The following is a 15,973-nucleotide window of genomic DNA, read 5'->3' as shown; positions in this document are numbered from 1 at the left end:
ATGGATACGCTTGGTTATTTGAGTCACGGCTTCGGCGTCGCATTGACCCCTTACAACCTGGTGACCGCACTCTGCGGCACGCTGATCGGCACCGTCGTCGGCCTGCTGCCGGGGCTTGGGCCGATCAACGGCGTAGCGTTGTTGATCCCGATTGCCTTCGCCTTGGGCCTGCCGCCGGAATCGGCGTTGATCCTGCTGGCGGCGGTTTACCTGGGCTGCGAGTACGGCGGCCGGATCAGTTCGATTCTGCTGAACATTCCGGGTGAGGCGTCCACCGTGATGACCACCCTCGACGGCTACCCGATGGCCCGTCAAGGCATGGCGGGCGTGGCGCTGTCGCTGTCGGCCTGGAGCTCATTCATCGGCGCCTTCATCGCCACCTGCGGGATGGTGATCTTTGCGCCGATCCTGGCGAAATGGGCGATTGCCTTCGGACCGGCGGAATACTTCGTACTGATGGTGTTCGCAATCGTCTGCCTTGGCGGCATGGCCGGCGATCGACCGCTGAAAACGTTTATTGCAGCGTTGATCGGCCTGTTCCTGTCCACCGTCGGCATCGATGCCAACAGTGGCGTCTATCGCTTCACCGGCGACAACATTCACCTGACCGACGGCATTCAGTTTGTGGTGCTGGTACTGGGCCTGTTCTCCATCAGCGAAATCCTCCTGCTGCTGGAAAAAACCCACCGTGGTCAGGAAGCGTTCAAAGCCACCGGCCGCATGATGTTCAACTTCAAGGAAGCAGCTTCGGTGTTCTGGGTGAACATGCGTTGCGGCGTACTCGGGTTCATCATGGGCGTGCTGCCGGGCGCCGGTGCGACACTGGCCAGTGCCGTGGCCTACATGACCGAGAAACGTATCGCTGGCCCAAGCGGAAAATTCGGTCAAGGCGACAAGCGTGGCCTTGCCGCCCCGGAAACCGCCATCGGTGCTGAAGCCTGCGGTGCGCTGGTGCCGATGCTGACCCTCGGCGTTCCAGGCTCGGGCACCACAGCAGTGATGATCGGTGCACTGTCGCTGTACAACATCACGCCGGGCCCGCTGCTGTTTCAACAGCAACCGGACATTGTCTGGGGCCTGATCGCGTCGTTGTTCATCGCCAACATCATGCTGGTGATCCTCAACATCCCGATGATCCGCATCTTCACCCGCATCCTCGCCGTGCCGAACTGGGCACTGGTGCCAATGATCGCGATCATTACCGCCATCGGCGTTTTCGCGGTGCATGCCACCACCTTCGATCTGTTCCTCATGATCGGCATCGGCATCTTCGGCTACATTCTGCGCAAGCTCGACTTTCCGTTGTCGCCCGTTCTGCTGGGCTTCATCCTCGGAGGTTTGATGGAACAGAATCTGCGCCGAGCCTTATCGATCTCCAACGGTTCGCTGGAAATACTCTGGTCGAGCGGGATCACTATGGGTGTGTGGGCGTTGATCGCGGTGATGTTGCTGGTGCCGATCCTGCGGATCTGGCGCAAACGTTCGGTTGCCCGGCGCGTTGTCGCCGATGCTTGATCGAACACCCTTCAAAGCCTGGTGGGGTACGCCGCTGGTCGGCGCGCTGGGCGGTTACCTGGCCAGCCTGGTCGGTTGGCCACTGCCGTGGATGGTCGGCTCGTTGCTGGCGATCATCCTGGTGCGCTGCCTGACTCCCTGGCAATTAGCGGAAATCCCTGGCGGGCGCAAGTGCGGCCAGTGGGTCGTCGGCATCGGTATCGGCCTGCACTTCACCCCGGGGGTGATGGAGCAGGTGTTGAGTCACTTCGGTCTGATCTTCTTCGGTGCGTTGATCACCAGCCTGTCCGCCGTGGTCGGGGTCTGGTTGATGCGCCGCACCGGGGAGGATCGCGCCACCGCATTCTTTTCCAGCATGCCGGGCGGCTCCGGGGAGATGGTCAACCTCGGCGCGCGCAATGGCGCGGTGCTCAGCCGCGTTGCGGCAGGACAAAGCTTGCGGGTGCTGGTGGTAGTGCTGTGCGTGCCGGCGGCCTTCAAATATTTGTTGGGCTACGGCGCACCGATCTTGCATCCAACCGCCGTCAATTGGTGGTGGCTGGCCCTTCTATTCCCGGCAGGCGCGTTGGCGGCCTGGCTTTGGGAACGTCTTCGTCAACCCAACCCGTGGCTGTTCGGGCCGTTGCTGGTGAGTGCGGCGGTGAGCATTGGTTGGGATTTGCACATCGGCTTGCCCAATGGTGGCAGCCAGATCGGCCAATGGCTGATCGGCAGCGGCTTGGGTTGTCACTTCAATCGGCAGTTTTTCCGTCGCGCACCTTCATTCATGGGCCGAACCTTGATCGGCACGGTGTTGACCATGCTGATCGCCACAGCGGCGGCACTGGGGTTGAGTGCGCTGACCCATCTGGACCTGCGTTCGCTGACGTTGGGCATGATGCCCGGTGGCATTGCAGAGATGAGCCTGACGGCAGAGACCCTGCAATTGTCCGTACCGCTGGTGACGGCGATGCAGGTGATGCGATTGTTGTTTGTGTTGTTTTTGGCGGAGCCGTTGTTCAGGTATTGGAATCGCGAGCCGGAACAGCTCTGACGTAACCCACTGTGGCGAGGGAGCTTGCTCCCGCTCGGCTGCGTAGCAGTCGTAAACCTGAGCATGCGGTGTGCTGGAAGAAATCAGGTTCCCTATATTTGGGCTGCTTCGCAGCCCAGCGGGAGCAAGCTCCCTCGCCACATTTTTTTCACCACTTCACTTCAAACAGGCGGCAACCGCCACTCGATCGGCGTTTCGCCATTCTGCTCAAGATACTTGTTGGTCCGGCTGAAATGCCCGCATCCCAGGAAACCGCGATAGGCGGACAGCGGTGACGGATGCACCGACGTCAGCACCAGATGCTTGGTCGCATCGATAAGCTTCTGCTTGCTCTGTGCATGCGCGCCCCACAGCATGAACACCAGATGCGGTTGCTGTTGACTGACCACTTCAATGATCCGATCGGTAAAAAACTGCCAGCCCTTGTCCTTATGCGCATTGGCGTTGGCGCGCTCAACGGTCATGGTGGTATTGAGCATCAACACGCCCTGATCAGCCCAGCTCTGCAAATAGCCGTGAACGGGGATGTCGATGTTCAGGTCGCGTTTCAACTCTTTATAGATGTTCACCAGCGACGGCGGTGCCGGTACACCCGGTTGCACCGAAAAGCACAGCCCGTGGGCCTGTCCCGGGCCGTGATAAGGGTCCTGGCCGAGGATGACGACCTTGACCTTGTCCAGCGGTGTGGAGTTAAGTGCGTTGAAAATCATCGGTCCCGGAGGATAGATTTCCTTGCCCGCCGCGCGCTCCTGTTGCAGGAAATTGCGCAACTCTGCCATGTAAGGCTGGTCGAATTCGGCACGCAGTGCCTCCTTCCAGCTCGGTTCGAGTTTGATACGGTCGTCAGCAGTCATGGTTACATCCGGCAAAAACAATGGGGCGAACCCTAGGAAAGCCCATCACGCTTGTCAATTGATCTGACGCAGATCCGGCACTTTCCTGTACAGCGATCATACTGAACGCTCAAATTCCCTATCGAGGTCACGATGAATCTGCACTTCGAAGAACTCACCGGCACCGACGGTGCGCGCATTGGCGTCGCCAGCCTGGATGCCGAAAAGTCGCTCAACGCCCTCTCCCTGCCAATGATTAACGCCCTGCGCGATCAGATGGATGCGTGGGCCAAGGATCCACAAATCGTCTGCGTTCTGCTGCGCGGTAACGGCGCCAAGGCCTTTTGCGCCGGCGGCGAAGTGCGCAGCCTGGTGGAAGCCTGTCGCGCTCATCCCGGGGAGGTACCGCCCTTGGCCGCGCATTTCTTTGCGGCGGAATATCGCCTGGATTTCAATCTGCACACCTACCCCAAACCGCTGATCTGCTGGGGACATGGTTATGTGCTCGGCGGTGGCATGGGGTTGCTGCAAGGGGCAAGCATCCGGATTGTCACACCGAGCAGCCGTCTGGCGATGCCGGAGATCAGCATCGGTCTGTACCCGGACGTTGGCGCCAGTTGGTTCCTGTCACGCCTGCCCGGCAAGCTCGGGTTGTTTCTGGGGTTGACCGGCGCGCACATGAACGGTCGTGATGCGATCGACCTCGACCTCGCCGACCGTTTCCTGCTCGATGAACAGCAAGAAGAGCTGATCGAAGGCTTGCTGCAATTGAACTGGCAGGAACAGACGCCGATGCAGCTCAACAGTCTGCTCAAGGCCTTGCAGCAGGAAGCCGTCGCGCAAATGCCTGAAGCGCAGTGGCTGCCTCGACGCCAGCAAATCGATGAACTGCTGGATGTCAGCGACGTGCGCTGCGCCTGGAAGGCCATCAGCCATCTGCGCGACCATACGGATCTGCTGTTCAGCCGCGCGGCGAAAACCATGACTGAAGGCTCGCCCGTGACCGCTCATCTGGTGTGGGAGCAGATCGCCCGCGCCCGGCACATGTCACTCGCTCAAGTGTTCCTGATGGAATACACGATGAGCCTCAACTGCTGCCGCCATCCGGAGTTCAGCGAAGGTGTGCGGGCGCGCTTGATCGACAAGGATCAGAAACCGCATTGGCACTGGCCGGACATCAATAATGTGCCGGATGCGGTCGTGGAAGCGCACTTTCATAAAGTATGGGAGGGCCGGCATCCGTTGGCGGATCTGTCGGAATACTGAAGTCCGGACATAAAAAAAGCGGCGCTTAATGCGCCGCTTATTTGTAGAGGATTAACGATGGCCACCTCGGCCATCGTGATCACCGCGACGACCGTCATGGTCACCTCGCCCGCCGTGATGGTTGCGTCCGCCATTGCCACGGTTGTCATTGTCCCAACCGCCACGATTCCGGCCGTCCCAACCATGATTCTGGTGGGCCCGGTAGTCGCCTCGCTGCGACTGGTAATAACGGGGTGCCGGTTGATAAACCCGCGGCTGGTGGTAATAGCGCGGAGTTGGCTGGTAATACCGCGCAGGGGGCGCGTAGTACCGGCGTGGCTGCGTGTAATAACCCCCGCCACCTGAGTAATAAGGCCCGCCGCCGGAATAATAGGCTGGCGCTGGCGAGGTATAGACCTCGGAACTGTAATAGCTGCCTCCTCCATCGGAATAGGGCACGCACGCACCAAGAGACAATCCCAATACTGCAATCAGAAGAATTCGGTGGACCTGTTTTCGACAGAGCATGGCGGCCTCCTGGACCGCGAGTGAGCCACACCAGCGACGCTGGCGGGCGACAGTCAATTATTCGGTGACTGTCGAAAGATCAGACATCGTTTTCGAAATCTGGTGCGTTCTTGAAATAGATTGAAACAAGTCGCCGATGAAAGGTTTTTCATCTATTCACCCGCTGATTAGTGGTGGCCACCGCGATATCCACCACCGTAATGACGTGGCCCGTACCCGCCCCAATAGAAGTAGCGATAGCCACCATAAAAGCGCGGACCGTAGTAATAGCGCGGGCCGTAATAGTAGGAATAAGGGGAATAGCCGGGGTAGTAATAAGGCGAGGAATACACATCGTAGCCACCGGCGTAGTAATAGCAGCCGGACAACCCCAAACCGAAAACAACGGCAAACAACAGTCGACGAAACATGGCGGCCTCCTGAAAGACCACAACCGGAACAGGCCGGCTGACATCCCTTTTGACTGGCAATCCTGCACCGAGTGCCGAGCGGCACGGACCTTCAGATCAGCGGCCAGCCCGATCCATTGCGGTGCACCCACGCACCATCACAATGCAACGCCGCCGCCTCTCCCCAACGCGCTGACTGCGTAATCCCCCACGCTAGAGCCCTCAAGCCGACTTGGCACGGCTCTCGCTTTAGCAAACCTGTGCAGGAGTCATCACAGGTTCGCGGCACCACAATTTGCAATGGCTGACTAGGGTTCCGGCTCGCTAAGGCGAGTGGCTGGTCCGAGAGTTGGCGACCTCCAGTTGAGGTTACACGGCGGGACAAAAGCCCGGGAGACAAGCCACCGTTCGCGGTGCCGCGTTGACTCCTGCCCGCCCTTGATCAACTGGAGAACCACCCATGCTCAAGCTTCGTTTACCCGCCCTGCTCGCCGCTGCTTTCGCAGCCCTCGTGAGCGTCTCGTCCCAGGCCGCGCAAAAAGACCACTTCAGCGTCTGCTGGACCATCTACGCCGGCTGGATGCCCTGGGAGTACGCCGGCAGCCAAGGCATCGTCGACAAATGGGCGAAGAAGTACGGCATCAAGATCGATGTGGTGCAGCTCAACGACTACGTCGAATCCATCAACCAGTACACCGCCGGCCAGTTCGACGGTTGCACCATGACCAACATGGACGCGCTGACCATTCCGGCGGCCGGTGGCGTCGACAGCACCGCGCTGATCGTCAGCGACTTCTCCAACGGCAACGACGGCATCGTGCTCAAGGGCGATGGCAAGAAAATCACCGACCTCAAGGGCATGGACGTCAATCTGGTCGAATTGTCCGTCTCCCACTACCTGCTGGCCCGGGCGCTGGATTCGGTCGATCTCACCGAGAAAGACCTGAAAGTGGTCAACACCTCCGACGCCGACATCTCCGCCGCCTTCAACACCGATCAGGTCAACGCTGTCACCACCTGGAACCCGATGCTTTCGGACATCAAGGCCAAGCCTGCGGTGACCGAAGTCTTCAACTCCAGCCAGATCCCCGGCGAAATCATGGACATGATGGTAGTCAACAGCGCCACCCTCAAAGACAACCCGGCCCTGGGCAAGGCGCTGACCGGTGCCTGGTTCGAAGTGGTCGCGTTGATGAACGCGAAAAACGCCGCCAGCAAAACCGCGCTGGAACACATGGCCAAAGCTTCGGGCACCGACCTGGCCGGTTTCCAGTCGCAACTCGACACCACCAAGTTGTTCGCCACGCCCAAGGAAGCCCTGGATTTCTCCACCAGCAAACAGCTGCCGGAAACCATGCGCAAAGTCGCCGAGTTCTCGTTCCAGCACGGCTTGCTGGGTGAAGGCGCCAAGGACACCAGTGCGGTCGGCATGGCCTTCGCCAATGGCGTGACCAGCGGCGACAAGACCAACCTCAAGCTGCGCTTCGACCCGACCTACGTGCAGATGGCCGCTGACGCCAAGCTGTAAACCGGAGGACCTGGCCATGCGCCTGATCAATCGCCACCCGGATCGCCCGAGTCGCCTGCTGTTGGTGATCCTGCCGTTCGCCCTGGTGCTGTTCGCCTACTTCATGGGCTCGGCCGAGCGGCTGACGGACAACCCCAACGACAAGCTGCTGCCAAGCGCCGTGCAGATGACAGACGCGGTGAAACGCCTGGCCTTCACCGCCGACACGCGCACCGGTGAATACCTGCTGTGGCAAGACACCGCGTCCAGCCTGCGCCGCCTGGCCATCGGCCTCGGTATCAGCGCATTGGCCGGGCTGTGCCTGGGCATCGCCGCCGGGACGTTGCCGCTGTTCGGCGCGCCGTTGTCGCCGCTGCTGACGGTGCTGTCGATGGTGCCGCCGCTGGCGATTCTGCCGATTCTGTTCATCGTGTTCGGGCTGGGGGAATTGTCGAAAGTGATGCTGATCGTCATCGGCATCACCCCGTGCCTCGCCCGTGATCTGGAACAACGCGCCCGTGAAATACCGGTCGAGTTGCTGATCAAGGCTCAGACCCTCGGCGCCTCAACCTGGACCTTGATGCTGCGCGTCGTGCTGCCGCAACTGTTGCCGCGCCTGCTGATCTCGCTGCGGTTGATGTTGGGTTCGGCGTGGTTGTTCCTGATCGCCGCCGAAGCCATCGCCTCCACCGATGGCCTCGGCTACCGGATTTTCCTGGTGCGCCGTTACCTGGCGATGGACGTGATTTTGCCGTACGTGGTGTGGATCACCCTGCTCGCCTGGCTGATGGATTGGGGCCTGAAGCGCCTGACTCAGCGTGCTTTTCCCTGGTATGAAGGAGCCCGCGCATGAGCTTCATTACGGTGAAAAACGTCTGGCAGCAATACGCCGATCAGGTGGTGCTCGAAGGGTTGAACCTGAGCGTCAACGAAGGTGAGTTCTGCACCTTGGTCGGCGCGTCGGGTTGCGGTAAATCGACCTTCTTGCGGCTGCTGCTTGGCCAGGAACGCGCCAGTCGCGGCGAGATTCTGCTCGATGGCCAAGCCTTGGCCGGCGAACCGGATTCGAGCCGTGGCGTGGTGTTCCAGCGTTACTCGGTGTTCCCGCACCTGACGGTGCTGGACAACGTCGCCCTCGGCCTCGAACTGCCACGTTCGCCGCTACTCGGGCGCTTGTTCGGCAGTGCAAAAAAAGAGGCCCGCGAACAGGCCTCGGTGCTGCTGCACAAAGTCGGCCTCGGTCACTCGCTGGACAAGTACCCGGCGCAGCTCTCCGGCGGCATGCAGCAACGGCTGGCCATTGCCCAGGCGCTGATCATGAAACCCCGTGTGTTGCTGCTCGACGAACCCTTCGGCGCGCTTGATCCGGGCATCCGTAAAGACATGCACAGCCTGCTGCTGGAGCTGTGGCGCGAGACGCAATTGACGGTGTTCATGGTCACCCATGACCTGTCCGAAGGTTTCAGCCTCGGCACGCGCTTGCTGGTGTTCGACAAGGTCCGCATCGACCCGCACGCCCCCGGCGCCTATGGCGCGCGCATCACCTACGACATCCCTTTGAACAGCGACCGCCGCGTCAATCGCGCCGCCGTCGACGCCTTGCCGGCTGAGCTGGCAGGCACGCTTCGTATCGCTTAGAGGAATTTTGAAATGACTGATTCGACTCAACTGTTCCCACCCTTCGCCGAAGAAACGCTCCCCGGTGGCGGCCATCGTTCGTTCGTGTTGAAGCGCGGCCAACTGCTGCGCCTGACCGACCTGCGCGGCGGCGCCAACGTCAGCCTGACGCTGCTCAATGCCAATGAAAAAACCGAACGCCTGAACCTGCCCGACAGCCTCAAATGCCAACACACCGCCAAGCTCACCGCTGGCCATTGCCTGTACTCGGACATGGGCCGCGTGCTGGCCGCGATCACCGCCGACACTTGCGGCTGGAGCGACAGCCTTGGCGGCGTGCTTTGCGCTGAAGAGGTCGCGGAAAAATACGGTGCCGGGCGCTATCAGGAACTGCGCAACGGCTTCTTCCGCAACGGCACCGACAATCTATTGGTGGAACTGGGCAAGTGGGGTTTGGGCCTGTCGGATCTGCTGATGACCCTCAACCTGTTCAGCCGCGTGAACGTCGATGAGGCCGGGCGTTTCCACTTTGTCGAAGGCAACTCGAAGGCTGGCGACTACATCGAGTTGTACGCGCCGATGGACACGCTGGTGGTGCTGACCGCGCTGCAACACCCGATGGACCCATCGCCGGAGTACGCCCCCAAACCCTTGAAGCTGAGCTGGATGAACGCCGACGCCAGCGTCGCCGAACACTGCCGCACCTCGCGCCCGGAAAACCAGCGCGGTTTCATTAACACCGACCGCCTGTTCGCCTGAGGATCGCTGCCATGTCACTCGCAATCGCTACCGCTCAACAGCTACCCGAAACCGCGATCTACCGCGCGACCATCCCGGCCGGCGAGCCGTGGCTGATGGAAGTCAAGGCCGGCCAGACCCTGCGCATCCTCGACCTGGAAGGCAATCAGGCCGTCGACACTTTGTTCTACAGCGTGGCCAATCCCAAGGAACGCTACGACGTGCAGCGCACGTTGCGCCGGCAGAACAGCGTCTACCTGAGCACCGGCAGCGTGCTCTATTCCAACCTCGGCAAACCGATGCTGACCATCGTCGCCGACACCTGCGGACGGCACGACACCCTCGGCGGCGCCTGCGCGCAAGAGAGCAACACCGTGCGTTACGCATTGGAAAAACGCTACATGCACAGCTGCCGCGACAACTACCTGCGCGCCTGCGTCCATGACGGGCGACTGGGCAAGGGCGACATCGGCCCGAACATCAACTTCTTCATGAATGTGCCGGTCACGGCGGACGGCGGACTGACCTTTGAAGACGGGATTTCGGCACTGGGCAAATACGTCGACCTGCGGGCCGAGATGGACGTGATCGTGCTGATCTCCAACTGCCCACAACTGAACAACCCGTGCAACGCCTACAACCCGACCCCTGCGGAGCTTTTGGTATGGAACTGAAATTAGCGCGGTTGCGACGGTGGTTGTTTGCCCTGTGCCAGGCCCGTTCGGGCCAGTGCCTCAAACCCCCAAAGCAACACTGAACCCTGTGGCGAGGGAGCTTGCTCCCGCTGGGTAGCGAAGCGGCCCCCGGAATTGCGGCGGCTGATTTTCGACTGCTCCGCAGCCGAGCGGGAGCAAGCTCCCTCGCCACAAAAAAGCAGATTGTTATTTCGCCCGGGACGGCCCGGGTGCATTTCGAAAAACTGCGGGACGGCCCGCATCCCCTCCGGGGTCTATGCCATGTTCGAAAAAGTCCTGATTGCCAACCGTGGCGCCATTGCCTGCCGCATCCTGCGCACCCTGGGTGAATTGCAGGTCAAAGGCGTTGCCGTTTACTCCGTAGCCGATGCCGCGAGCCTGCACATTCTGCAAGCCGATGAAGCCCACAGCCTCGGTGAAGGCGCGGCCGCCGGCACCTATCTGGCCGTCGACAAAATCCTCGCCATCGCCAAAGCCACCGGCGCCACGGCGATCCATCCCGGCTACGGTTTTCTCTCGGAAAACGCCGCGTTCGCCGAAGCCTGCGAAGCCGCCGACATCGCTTTCATCGGTCCGACACCCGAGCAGCTGCGCGTGTTCGGCCTCAAGCACACCGCGCGTGCTTTGGCCAAGCAACACGGCGTGCCAATGCTCGAAGGCACCGAACTGCTCGACAGCCTCGACGCGGCGCTCATCGCTGGCGAACAGGTCGGCTACCCGGTCATGCTCAAAAGCACCGCTGGCGGCGGTGGCATCGGCATGCGCGTGTGCCGCAGCGCGGCCGAGTTGAGCGAGTCTTTCGAAGCGGTCAAACGCCTCGGCCAGAACAATTTCAGTGACGCAGGGGTGTTCATCGAGAAATACATCCAGCGCGCCCGTCATCTGGAAGTTCAGGTGTTCGGCGACGGTCGTGGCGACGTGCTTACCATCGGCGTGCGCGACTGCTCGGTGCAGCGCCGCAACCAGAAAGTCCTCGAAGAAACCCCGGCGCCGAACCTGCCCGAAGGCATGGCTGAAGAACTCTGCGCAGCGGCCATCAAACTGGCAAAAGCCGTGAACTACCGCAGCGCCGGTACCGTGGAATTCGTCTTCGACAGTGAGACTCAGCGTTTCTACTTTCTCGAAGTGAACACCCGTTTGCAGGTGGAGCACGGTGTCACCGAGCAAGTATGGGGCGTCGATCTGGTGCGCTGGATGGTGGAACTGGCGGCCGGTGATTTGCCGCCATTGAATGTGTTGAGCCAAGGTTTGAAAGCCGACGGCCATGCGATTCAGGCGCGGCTGTATGCCGAAGATCCGGGCCGCGATTTCCAGCCGAGCCCAGGCTTGCTGACCGCCGTGAACTTCCCTGTTGCCGATGGCAAACACCTGCGCATCGACACGTGGGTCGAGGCCGGTTGCGAGATCCCGCCGTACTTCGACCCGATGATCGCCAAGGTCATCAGCTGGGCGCCGACCCGTGAAGAGGCCGCTGCCGACCTGCATCAGGCGCTGGGTGACAGCCTGCTTTATGGCGTGGAAACCAACCGCGATTACCTGCGGCAAATTTTGCTGGATGCGCCGTTCGCCAGCGGCCAGCCATGGACCCGTTGCCTGGAAGGTCTGGTGTATCAGGCCAACACGTTTGAAGTGCTCAGCGCCGGCACCCAGACCAGCGTCCAGGATTATCCCGGCCGGCTCGGTTACTGGGCCGTGGGCGTGCCGCCGTCGGGTCCGATGGACAGTCGCGCGTTGAGACTGGGCAACCGTTTGCTAGGGAACGACGAAGGGGCCGCTGCACTGGAAATCACCATGAGCGGGCCGTTGCTGCGCTTCAATTGTGATGCGGTGGTGGCGGTCACCGGCGCGGTGATTCCGCTGACGCTTAACGGTGAAACCGTAGCGATGAACACGGCACTGCTGATTCCGGCCGGCGCCACTTTAAGCCTCGGCACGATTGCCGGTGCGGGAGCTCGCAGCTACCTGTGCCTGCGCGGCGGCTTGCTGGTGCCGGATTATCTGGGCAGCAAAAGTACGTTCACCCTCGGACAGTTTGGTGGGCATGGCGGTCGTGCGTTGCGCGCGGCTGATGTGTTGCATGTGCCTGCGTTGATCGACCGCAACGTGGGTCAGCAACTGGACCGCGTCACCGAGTTACCTGCCGTGCGGCAGATCCGGGTGATCTACGGACCGCATGGTGCGCCGGAATATTTCACCGAGAACTACATCGGCACTTTCTTCACGACCCAGTGGGAAGTGCATTTCAACTCCAGCCGCACCGGCGTGCGATTGATCGGACCGAAGCCGGAATGGGTGCGTGCCGATGGGGGTGAGGCCGGGCTGCATCCGTCGAACATTCATGACAATCCGTATGCCATTGGGGCGGTGGATTTCACCGGTGACATGCCAGTGATTCTGGGGCCGGATGGCCCGAGTCTGGGCGGGTTTGTGTGCCCGGTAACGGTGATTGAGGCGGACCTTTGGCAGCTCGGGCAACTCAAGGCAGGGGACAAAGTCCAGTTCCTCCCGGTCGATCTCAAGACCGCCCGCAACCTCGCCCTGAAATGGAATACCCCTTGTGGGAGCTGGCCTGCCAGCGATGGGGACAGACCAGACACCGCATCAGCTTCATCGCTGGCAAGCCAGCTCCCACAGGGTCTTTTGTCGCCTGTGGTATTGGATTTGGGTCAGGGGGATACGCGTCTGGTAGCGAGGTTGTCGGGGGACACTCATCTGTTACTGGAAATCGGCGCGCCGGAACTCGATCTGGTCCTGCGCTTCCGCGCCCACGCCCTGATGCAAGCCTTGGAAAGCAAGCACCTCCACGGCGTAATCGACCTCACCCCAGGCATCCGCTCACTGCAAGTGCACTACCAGCCCGAGCAACTTCCGCTAGCGGACCTGCTCGGTATCGTCGCCGGCGAATGGGACGCGGTGTGCGCCGCCAAAGACTTGCAAGTACCGTCGCGCATCGTGCATTTGCCGCTGTCCTGGGACGACCCGGCCTGTCAGTTGGCGATCGAGAAATACATGACCACCGTGCGCAAGGACGCACCGTGGTGCCCGAGCAATCTGGAGTTCATCCGCCGCATCAACGACCTGCCGAACCTCGACGAAGTGCAGCGCACGGTGTTCGATGCCAGTTACCTGGTGATGGGTCTCGGTGACGTCTACCTCGGCGCACCGGTCGCCACCCCGCTCGACCCGCGTCATCGTCTGGTGACCACCAAGTACAACCCGGCCCGCACCTGGACCGCGGAAAATTCGGTGGGCATCGGTGGCGCCTACCTGTGCGTGTACGGTATGGAAGGCCCCGGCGGTTATCAGTTTGTCGGTCGCACGCTGCAGATGTGGAACCGCTACCGCGAAGTCGCCGCGTTCGATGGCAAACCGTGGCTGCTACGCTTTTTCGACCAGATCCGTTTCTACCCGGTGAGCGCCGATGAACTGCTGCGCATCCGCCGGGACTTCCCGCTGGGGCGCTTCGATTTGAACATCGAGCACAGCCAGCTGAATCTGGCGGATTACCAGGCCTTCCTGACACAAGAAGCCGAGACCATCGCCGCGTTTCGCGATCAGCAACAAGGCGCGTTCAACGCCGAGCGCGAACGCTGGATCGCCAGCGGCCAGGCACATTTCGACAGCGAAGAACCGGCCCCGGAAGTGGCCGAAGACGCACCGCTCGCCAGCGGTGAAATGAGCGTCGACAGCCACATCGCCGGCAACCTGTGGCAGGTTCAGGTGCAGACCGGCAGCCGCGTCGCTGCCGGCGATGTGCTGGTGATTCTGGAGTCGATGAAGATGGAAATTCCGCTGCTCGCGCCCATGGCCGGCGTGGTGCGCGAGATCCGCGTGCAACCGGGTTCGGCGGTGCGCGCCGGCCAGCGCGTCGTGGTGCTGGAACTCGATTGATCCCATTTTAAAAAGGAATGACGCCATGAACATCAATCTGCAACTCGACGCCCTGCGCAGCGCCTATCGCGACGGCAGCACCACGCCTCGGCAACTGCTGCTGAGCCTGCGCGATAAAGCCGCGGCGCTGAACCCGGACTATCACCTGTTCATCCACTTGCTCAGTGTTGAAGAACTGGAACCGTACCTCGCCGCGCTCGACGGCCGCGAACTCGACAGCTTGCCGCTGTTTGGTGTGCCGTTTGCGATCAAGGACAACATCGACCTGGCGGGTATTCCCACCACCGCAGCATGTCCGGCGTTTGCTTATGTGCCGCAGCGTTCGGCGACCATCGTCGAGCAGTTGCTGGCGCTGGGCGCGATCCCGTTGGGCAAGACCAATCTCGACCAGTTCGCCACCGGCCTCAATGGCAGTCGCTCGCCGTATGGCGCATGCCCGAACAGCGTATTGCCGGAGTATCCGTCAGGCGGTTCCAGCGCCGGATCTTCGCTGGCGGTAGCGCTGGGCGTGGCGAGTTTTTCGTTGGGCACCGACACGGCGGGATCGGGACGTGTGCCGGCGGCGCTGAACAATCTGGTCGGGTTGAAAGCCACCAAAGGGCTGATCTCCACGGCGGGTGTGGTGCCGGCCTGTCGCACGCTCGATTGCGTGACCACGTTCACCGCGACAGCCCGGGAGGCCAGTCAGTTGCTGGCGCTCACTGCACACCTCGACCCGCGAGATGAATACAGCCGCCGCAACCCGATGTGGAATGACGGCTCGGCGTTCGGCGCTCCGCGTCCTTTCCGTTTCGGCGTACCGCGTGCGCAGGACCTGGAATTCTTCGGCTGCCCTGAAGGACCGTTGTTGTTCGGTGATGCCATCGACCAGCTCAAGGCATTGGGCGGGGAAGCGGTGGAACTGGATCTGACGCCGTTCCTCGAAGCGGCGCGGCTGCTGTATGAAGGCCCGTGGGTGGCCGAGCGCTACAGCGTGGCCGGCGAGTTGATGGAGCAGAATCCTGAAGCCGTACTGCCGGTGATTCGCGCGGTGTTGGCCAAGGCGCCGGGGGTGAGCGGCGTGCAGACCTTCCGTGCTCAGTATCGGCTGCAAGCCTTGAAGGCACTCTGCGACCAAGCGCTGGAAGGGCTCGATTGCGTCGTCACGCCCACCCTCGGTCGCCCCGTTACGCGGGCAGAACTGGAAGCCGAACCGGTACTGCGCAATTCGGAACTGGGTTACTACACCAACTTCATGAACCTGCTGGATTACGCGGCCGTCGCCGTGCCCAGCGGTTTTATGGGCAATGGTTTGCCGTGGGGAGTGACTGTGTTTGGCCGGGCGTTTACCGACCAGTATTTGTTGGGTGTGGCGGATGCTCTGCAGCGCCGTTCGGCTGAGCCTGCACCGACGACTGTCGCTCGCCATGACCGCGCACGACTGGTGGTGTGCGGTGCGCATCTGGATGGGCTGGCCTTGAACTGGCAATTGAAGACGCGCGGGGCTCGTTTGGTCGAGACGACGTTTAGCTCGCCTGACTATCAGTTGTACGCGTTGGCCGGCGGCCCGCCGTTTCGTCCGGGAATGGTTCGGGTGAAGGACTGTGGCGTGGCGATTGCCGTGGAGGTCTGGGAATTGCCGAGCAGTGAGCTGGGTTCGTTTCTGACCGGGATTCCGGCACCGCTGGGGTTGGGCAAGGTGCAACTGGCGGACGGGCGCTGGGAGAGTGGGTTTATTTGCGAGGGGTATGGGTTGGAGGGGGCAGCCAATATCAGTCATATGGGCGGGTGGCGTGCGTATCTGCAAAATATGCGGTGATCTCTCGATTCGCGGGCAAGCCCGCTCCCACAAGGACCGCGTTATCCCTGTGGGAGCGAGGCTTGCCCGCGAAGGCGTCAGCCCAGACGCCACAACGCTTGATCTGTGCCGATTCACCCTACAAATGCAGCAGTTATTTACCCGCTGTGCCATTAGAATGCCTGCCATCGGGTCACTGCCAACG

The 15,973-nt window shown here is 61.4% G+C and carries 13 protein-coding genes and 1 riboswitch; of the genes, 10 read left to right on the top strand and 3 right to left on the bottom strand.

The features are described from left to right. The gene (locus ACYZT8_RS06760; RefSeq protein ID WP_461980085.1) at positions 1 to 1,515 is read left to right on the top strand and encodes a tripartite tricarboxylate transporter permease; all 1,515 of its coding nucleotides are present in this window, start codon (positions 1 to 3) and stop codon (positions 1,513 to 1,515) included. Next, entirely contained in the window at positions 1,508 to 2,548 is a 1,041-nt protein-coding gene (locus tag ACYZT8_RS06755; protein WP_461980084.1) for an AbrB family transcriptional regulator, read from the top strand. The genes ACYZT8_RS06760 and ACYZT8_RS06755 overlap by 8 nt, the downstream gene beginning before the upstream one ends. Positions 2,549 to 2,709: 161 nt before the next feature. Here the strand turns inward: ACYZT8_RS06755 and ung are convergent, their stop codons facing one another. After that, positions 2,710 to 3,402, bottom strand: coding sequence for a uracil-DNA glycosylase (ung, locus tag ACYZT8_RS06750; protein ID WP_461980083.1), 693 nt, complete (start codon positions 3,400 to 3,402; stop codon positions 2,710 to 2,712). 132 nt (positions 3,403 to 3,534) lie between these two features. Between ung and ACYZT8_RS06745 the strand changes: the two genes are divergently transcribed. Then, positions 3,535 to 4,647, top strand: coding sequence for an enoyl-CoA hydratase/isomerase family protein (locus ACYZT8_RS06745; RefSeq protein WP_461980082.1), 1,113 nt, complete (start codon positions 3,535 to 3,537; stop codon positions 4,645 to 4,647). Between the two features lie 51 nt (positions 4,648 to 4,698). Here ACYZT8_RS06745 and ACYZT8_RS06740 read toward each other — a convergent pair whose 3' ends face one another. Continuing rightward, positions 4,699 to 5,154: a hypothetical protein gene (locus ACYZT8_RS06740; RefSeq protein WP_461980081.1), complete on the bottom strand. Its 456-nt coding sequence runs from the start codon at positions 5,152 to 5,154 to the stop codon at positions 4,699 to 4,701. Between the two features lie 167 nt (positions 5,155 to 5,321). Beyond that, the gene (locus tag ACYZT8_RS06735; protein WP_461980080.1) at positions 5,322 to 5,564 is read right to left on the bottom strand and encodes a hypothetical protein; all 243 of its coding nucleotides are present in this window, start codon (positions 5,562 to 5,564) and stop codon (positions 5,322 to 5,324) included. Positions 5,565 to 5,840: 276 nt separating this feature from the next. Next, a riboswitch (guanidine-I (ykkC/yxkD leader) is annotated at positions 5,841 to 5,941 on the top strand. A gap of 62 nt (positions 5,942 to 6,003) precedes the next feature. Between ACYZT8_RS06735 and ACYZT8_RS06730 the strand changes: the two genes are divergently transcribed. The 7 genes from ACYZT8_RS06730 to atzF all read left to right on the top strand — a co-directional run bounded on the left by ACYZT8_RS06730 (position 6,004) and on the right by atzF (position 15,789). Then, positions 6,004 to 7,071, top strand: a complete 1,068-nt coding sequence (locus ACYZT8_RS06730; RefSeq protein WP_461980079.1) for a putative urea ABC transporter substrate-binding protein — start codon at positions 6,004 to 6,006, stop codon at positions 7,069 to 7,071. 16 nt (positions 7,072 to 7,087) lie between these two features. Then, positions 7,088 to 7,903 (top strand): ABC transporter permease, encoded by an 816-nt coding sequence (locus ACYZT8_RS06725; RefSeq protein WP_077749608.1) that lies wholly within the window; start codon positions 7,088 to 7,090, stop codon positions 7,901 to 7,903. Further along, a complete protein-coding gene (locus ACYZT8_RS06720) occupies positions 7,900 to 8,688 on the top strand; it encodes an ABC transporter ATP-binding protein (RefSeq protein ID WP_461980078.1) in 789 nt (262 codons plus the stop codon). The genes ACYZT8_RS06725 and ACYZT8_RS06720 overlap by 4 nt, the downstream gene beginning before the upstream one ends. A 12-nt stretch (positions 8,689 to 8,700) precedes the next feature. Beyond that, entirely contained in the window at positions 8,701 to 9,426 is a 726-nt protein-coding gene (locus tag ACYZT8_RS06715) for an urea amidolyase associated protein UAAP1 (protein WP_461980077.1), read from the top strand. A gap of 11 nt (positions 9,427 to 9,437) precedes the next feature. After that, positions 9,438 to 10,079, top strand: a complete 642-nt coding sequence (locus ACYZT8_RS06710; RefSeq protein ID WP_461980076.1) for an urea amidolyase associated protein UAAP2 — start codon at positions 9,438 to 9,440, stop codon at positions 10,077 to 10,079. Positions 10,080 to 10,361: 282 nt separating this feature from the next. Further along, positions 10,362 to 13,991, top strand: coding sequence for an urea carboxylase (gene uca, locus ACYZT8_RS06705; RefSeq protein WP_461980075.1), 3,630 nt, complete (start codon positions 10,362 to 10,364; stop codon positions 13,989 to 13,991). Positions 13,992 to 14,016: 25 nt separating this feature from the next. Continuing rightward, positions 14,017 to 15,789 (top strand): allophanate hydrolase, encoded by a 1,773-nt coding sequence (atzF, locus tag ACYZT8_RS06700; RefSeq protein WP_461980074.1) that lies wholly within the window; start codon positions 14,017 to 14,019, stop codon positions 15,787 to 15,789. Positions 15,790 to 15,973: the final 184 nt, after the last annotated feature.

Source organism: Pseudomonas sp. LB3P93 (assembly GCF_054898025.1).
The sequence above is the reverse complement of the archived record's forward strand: the minus strand, read 5'-3'. Positions and strand labels throughout refer to the sequence as shown.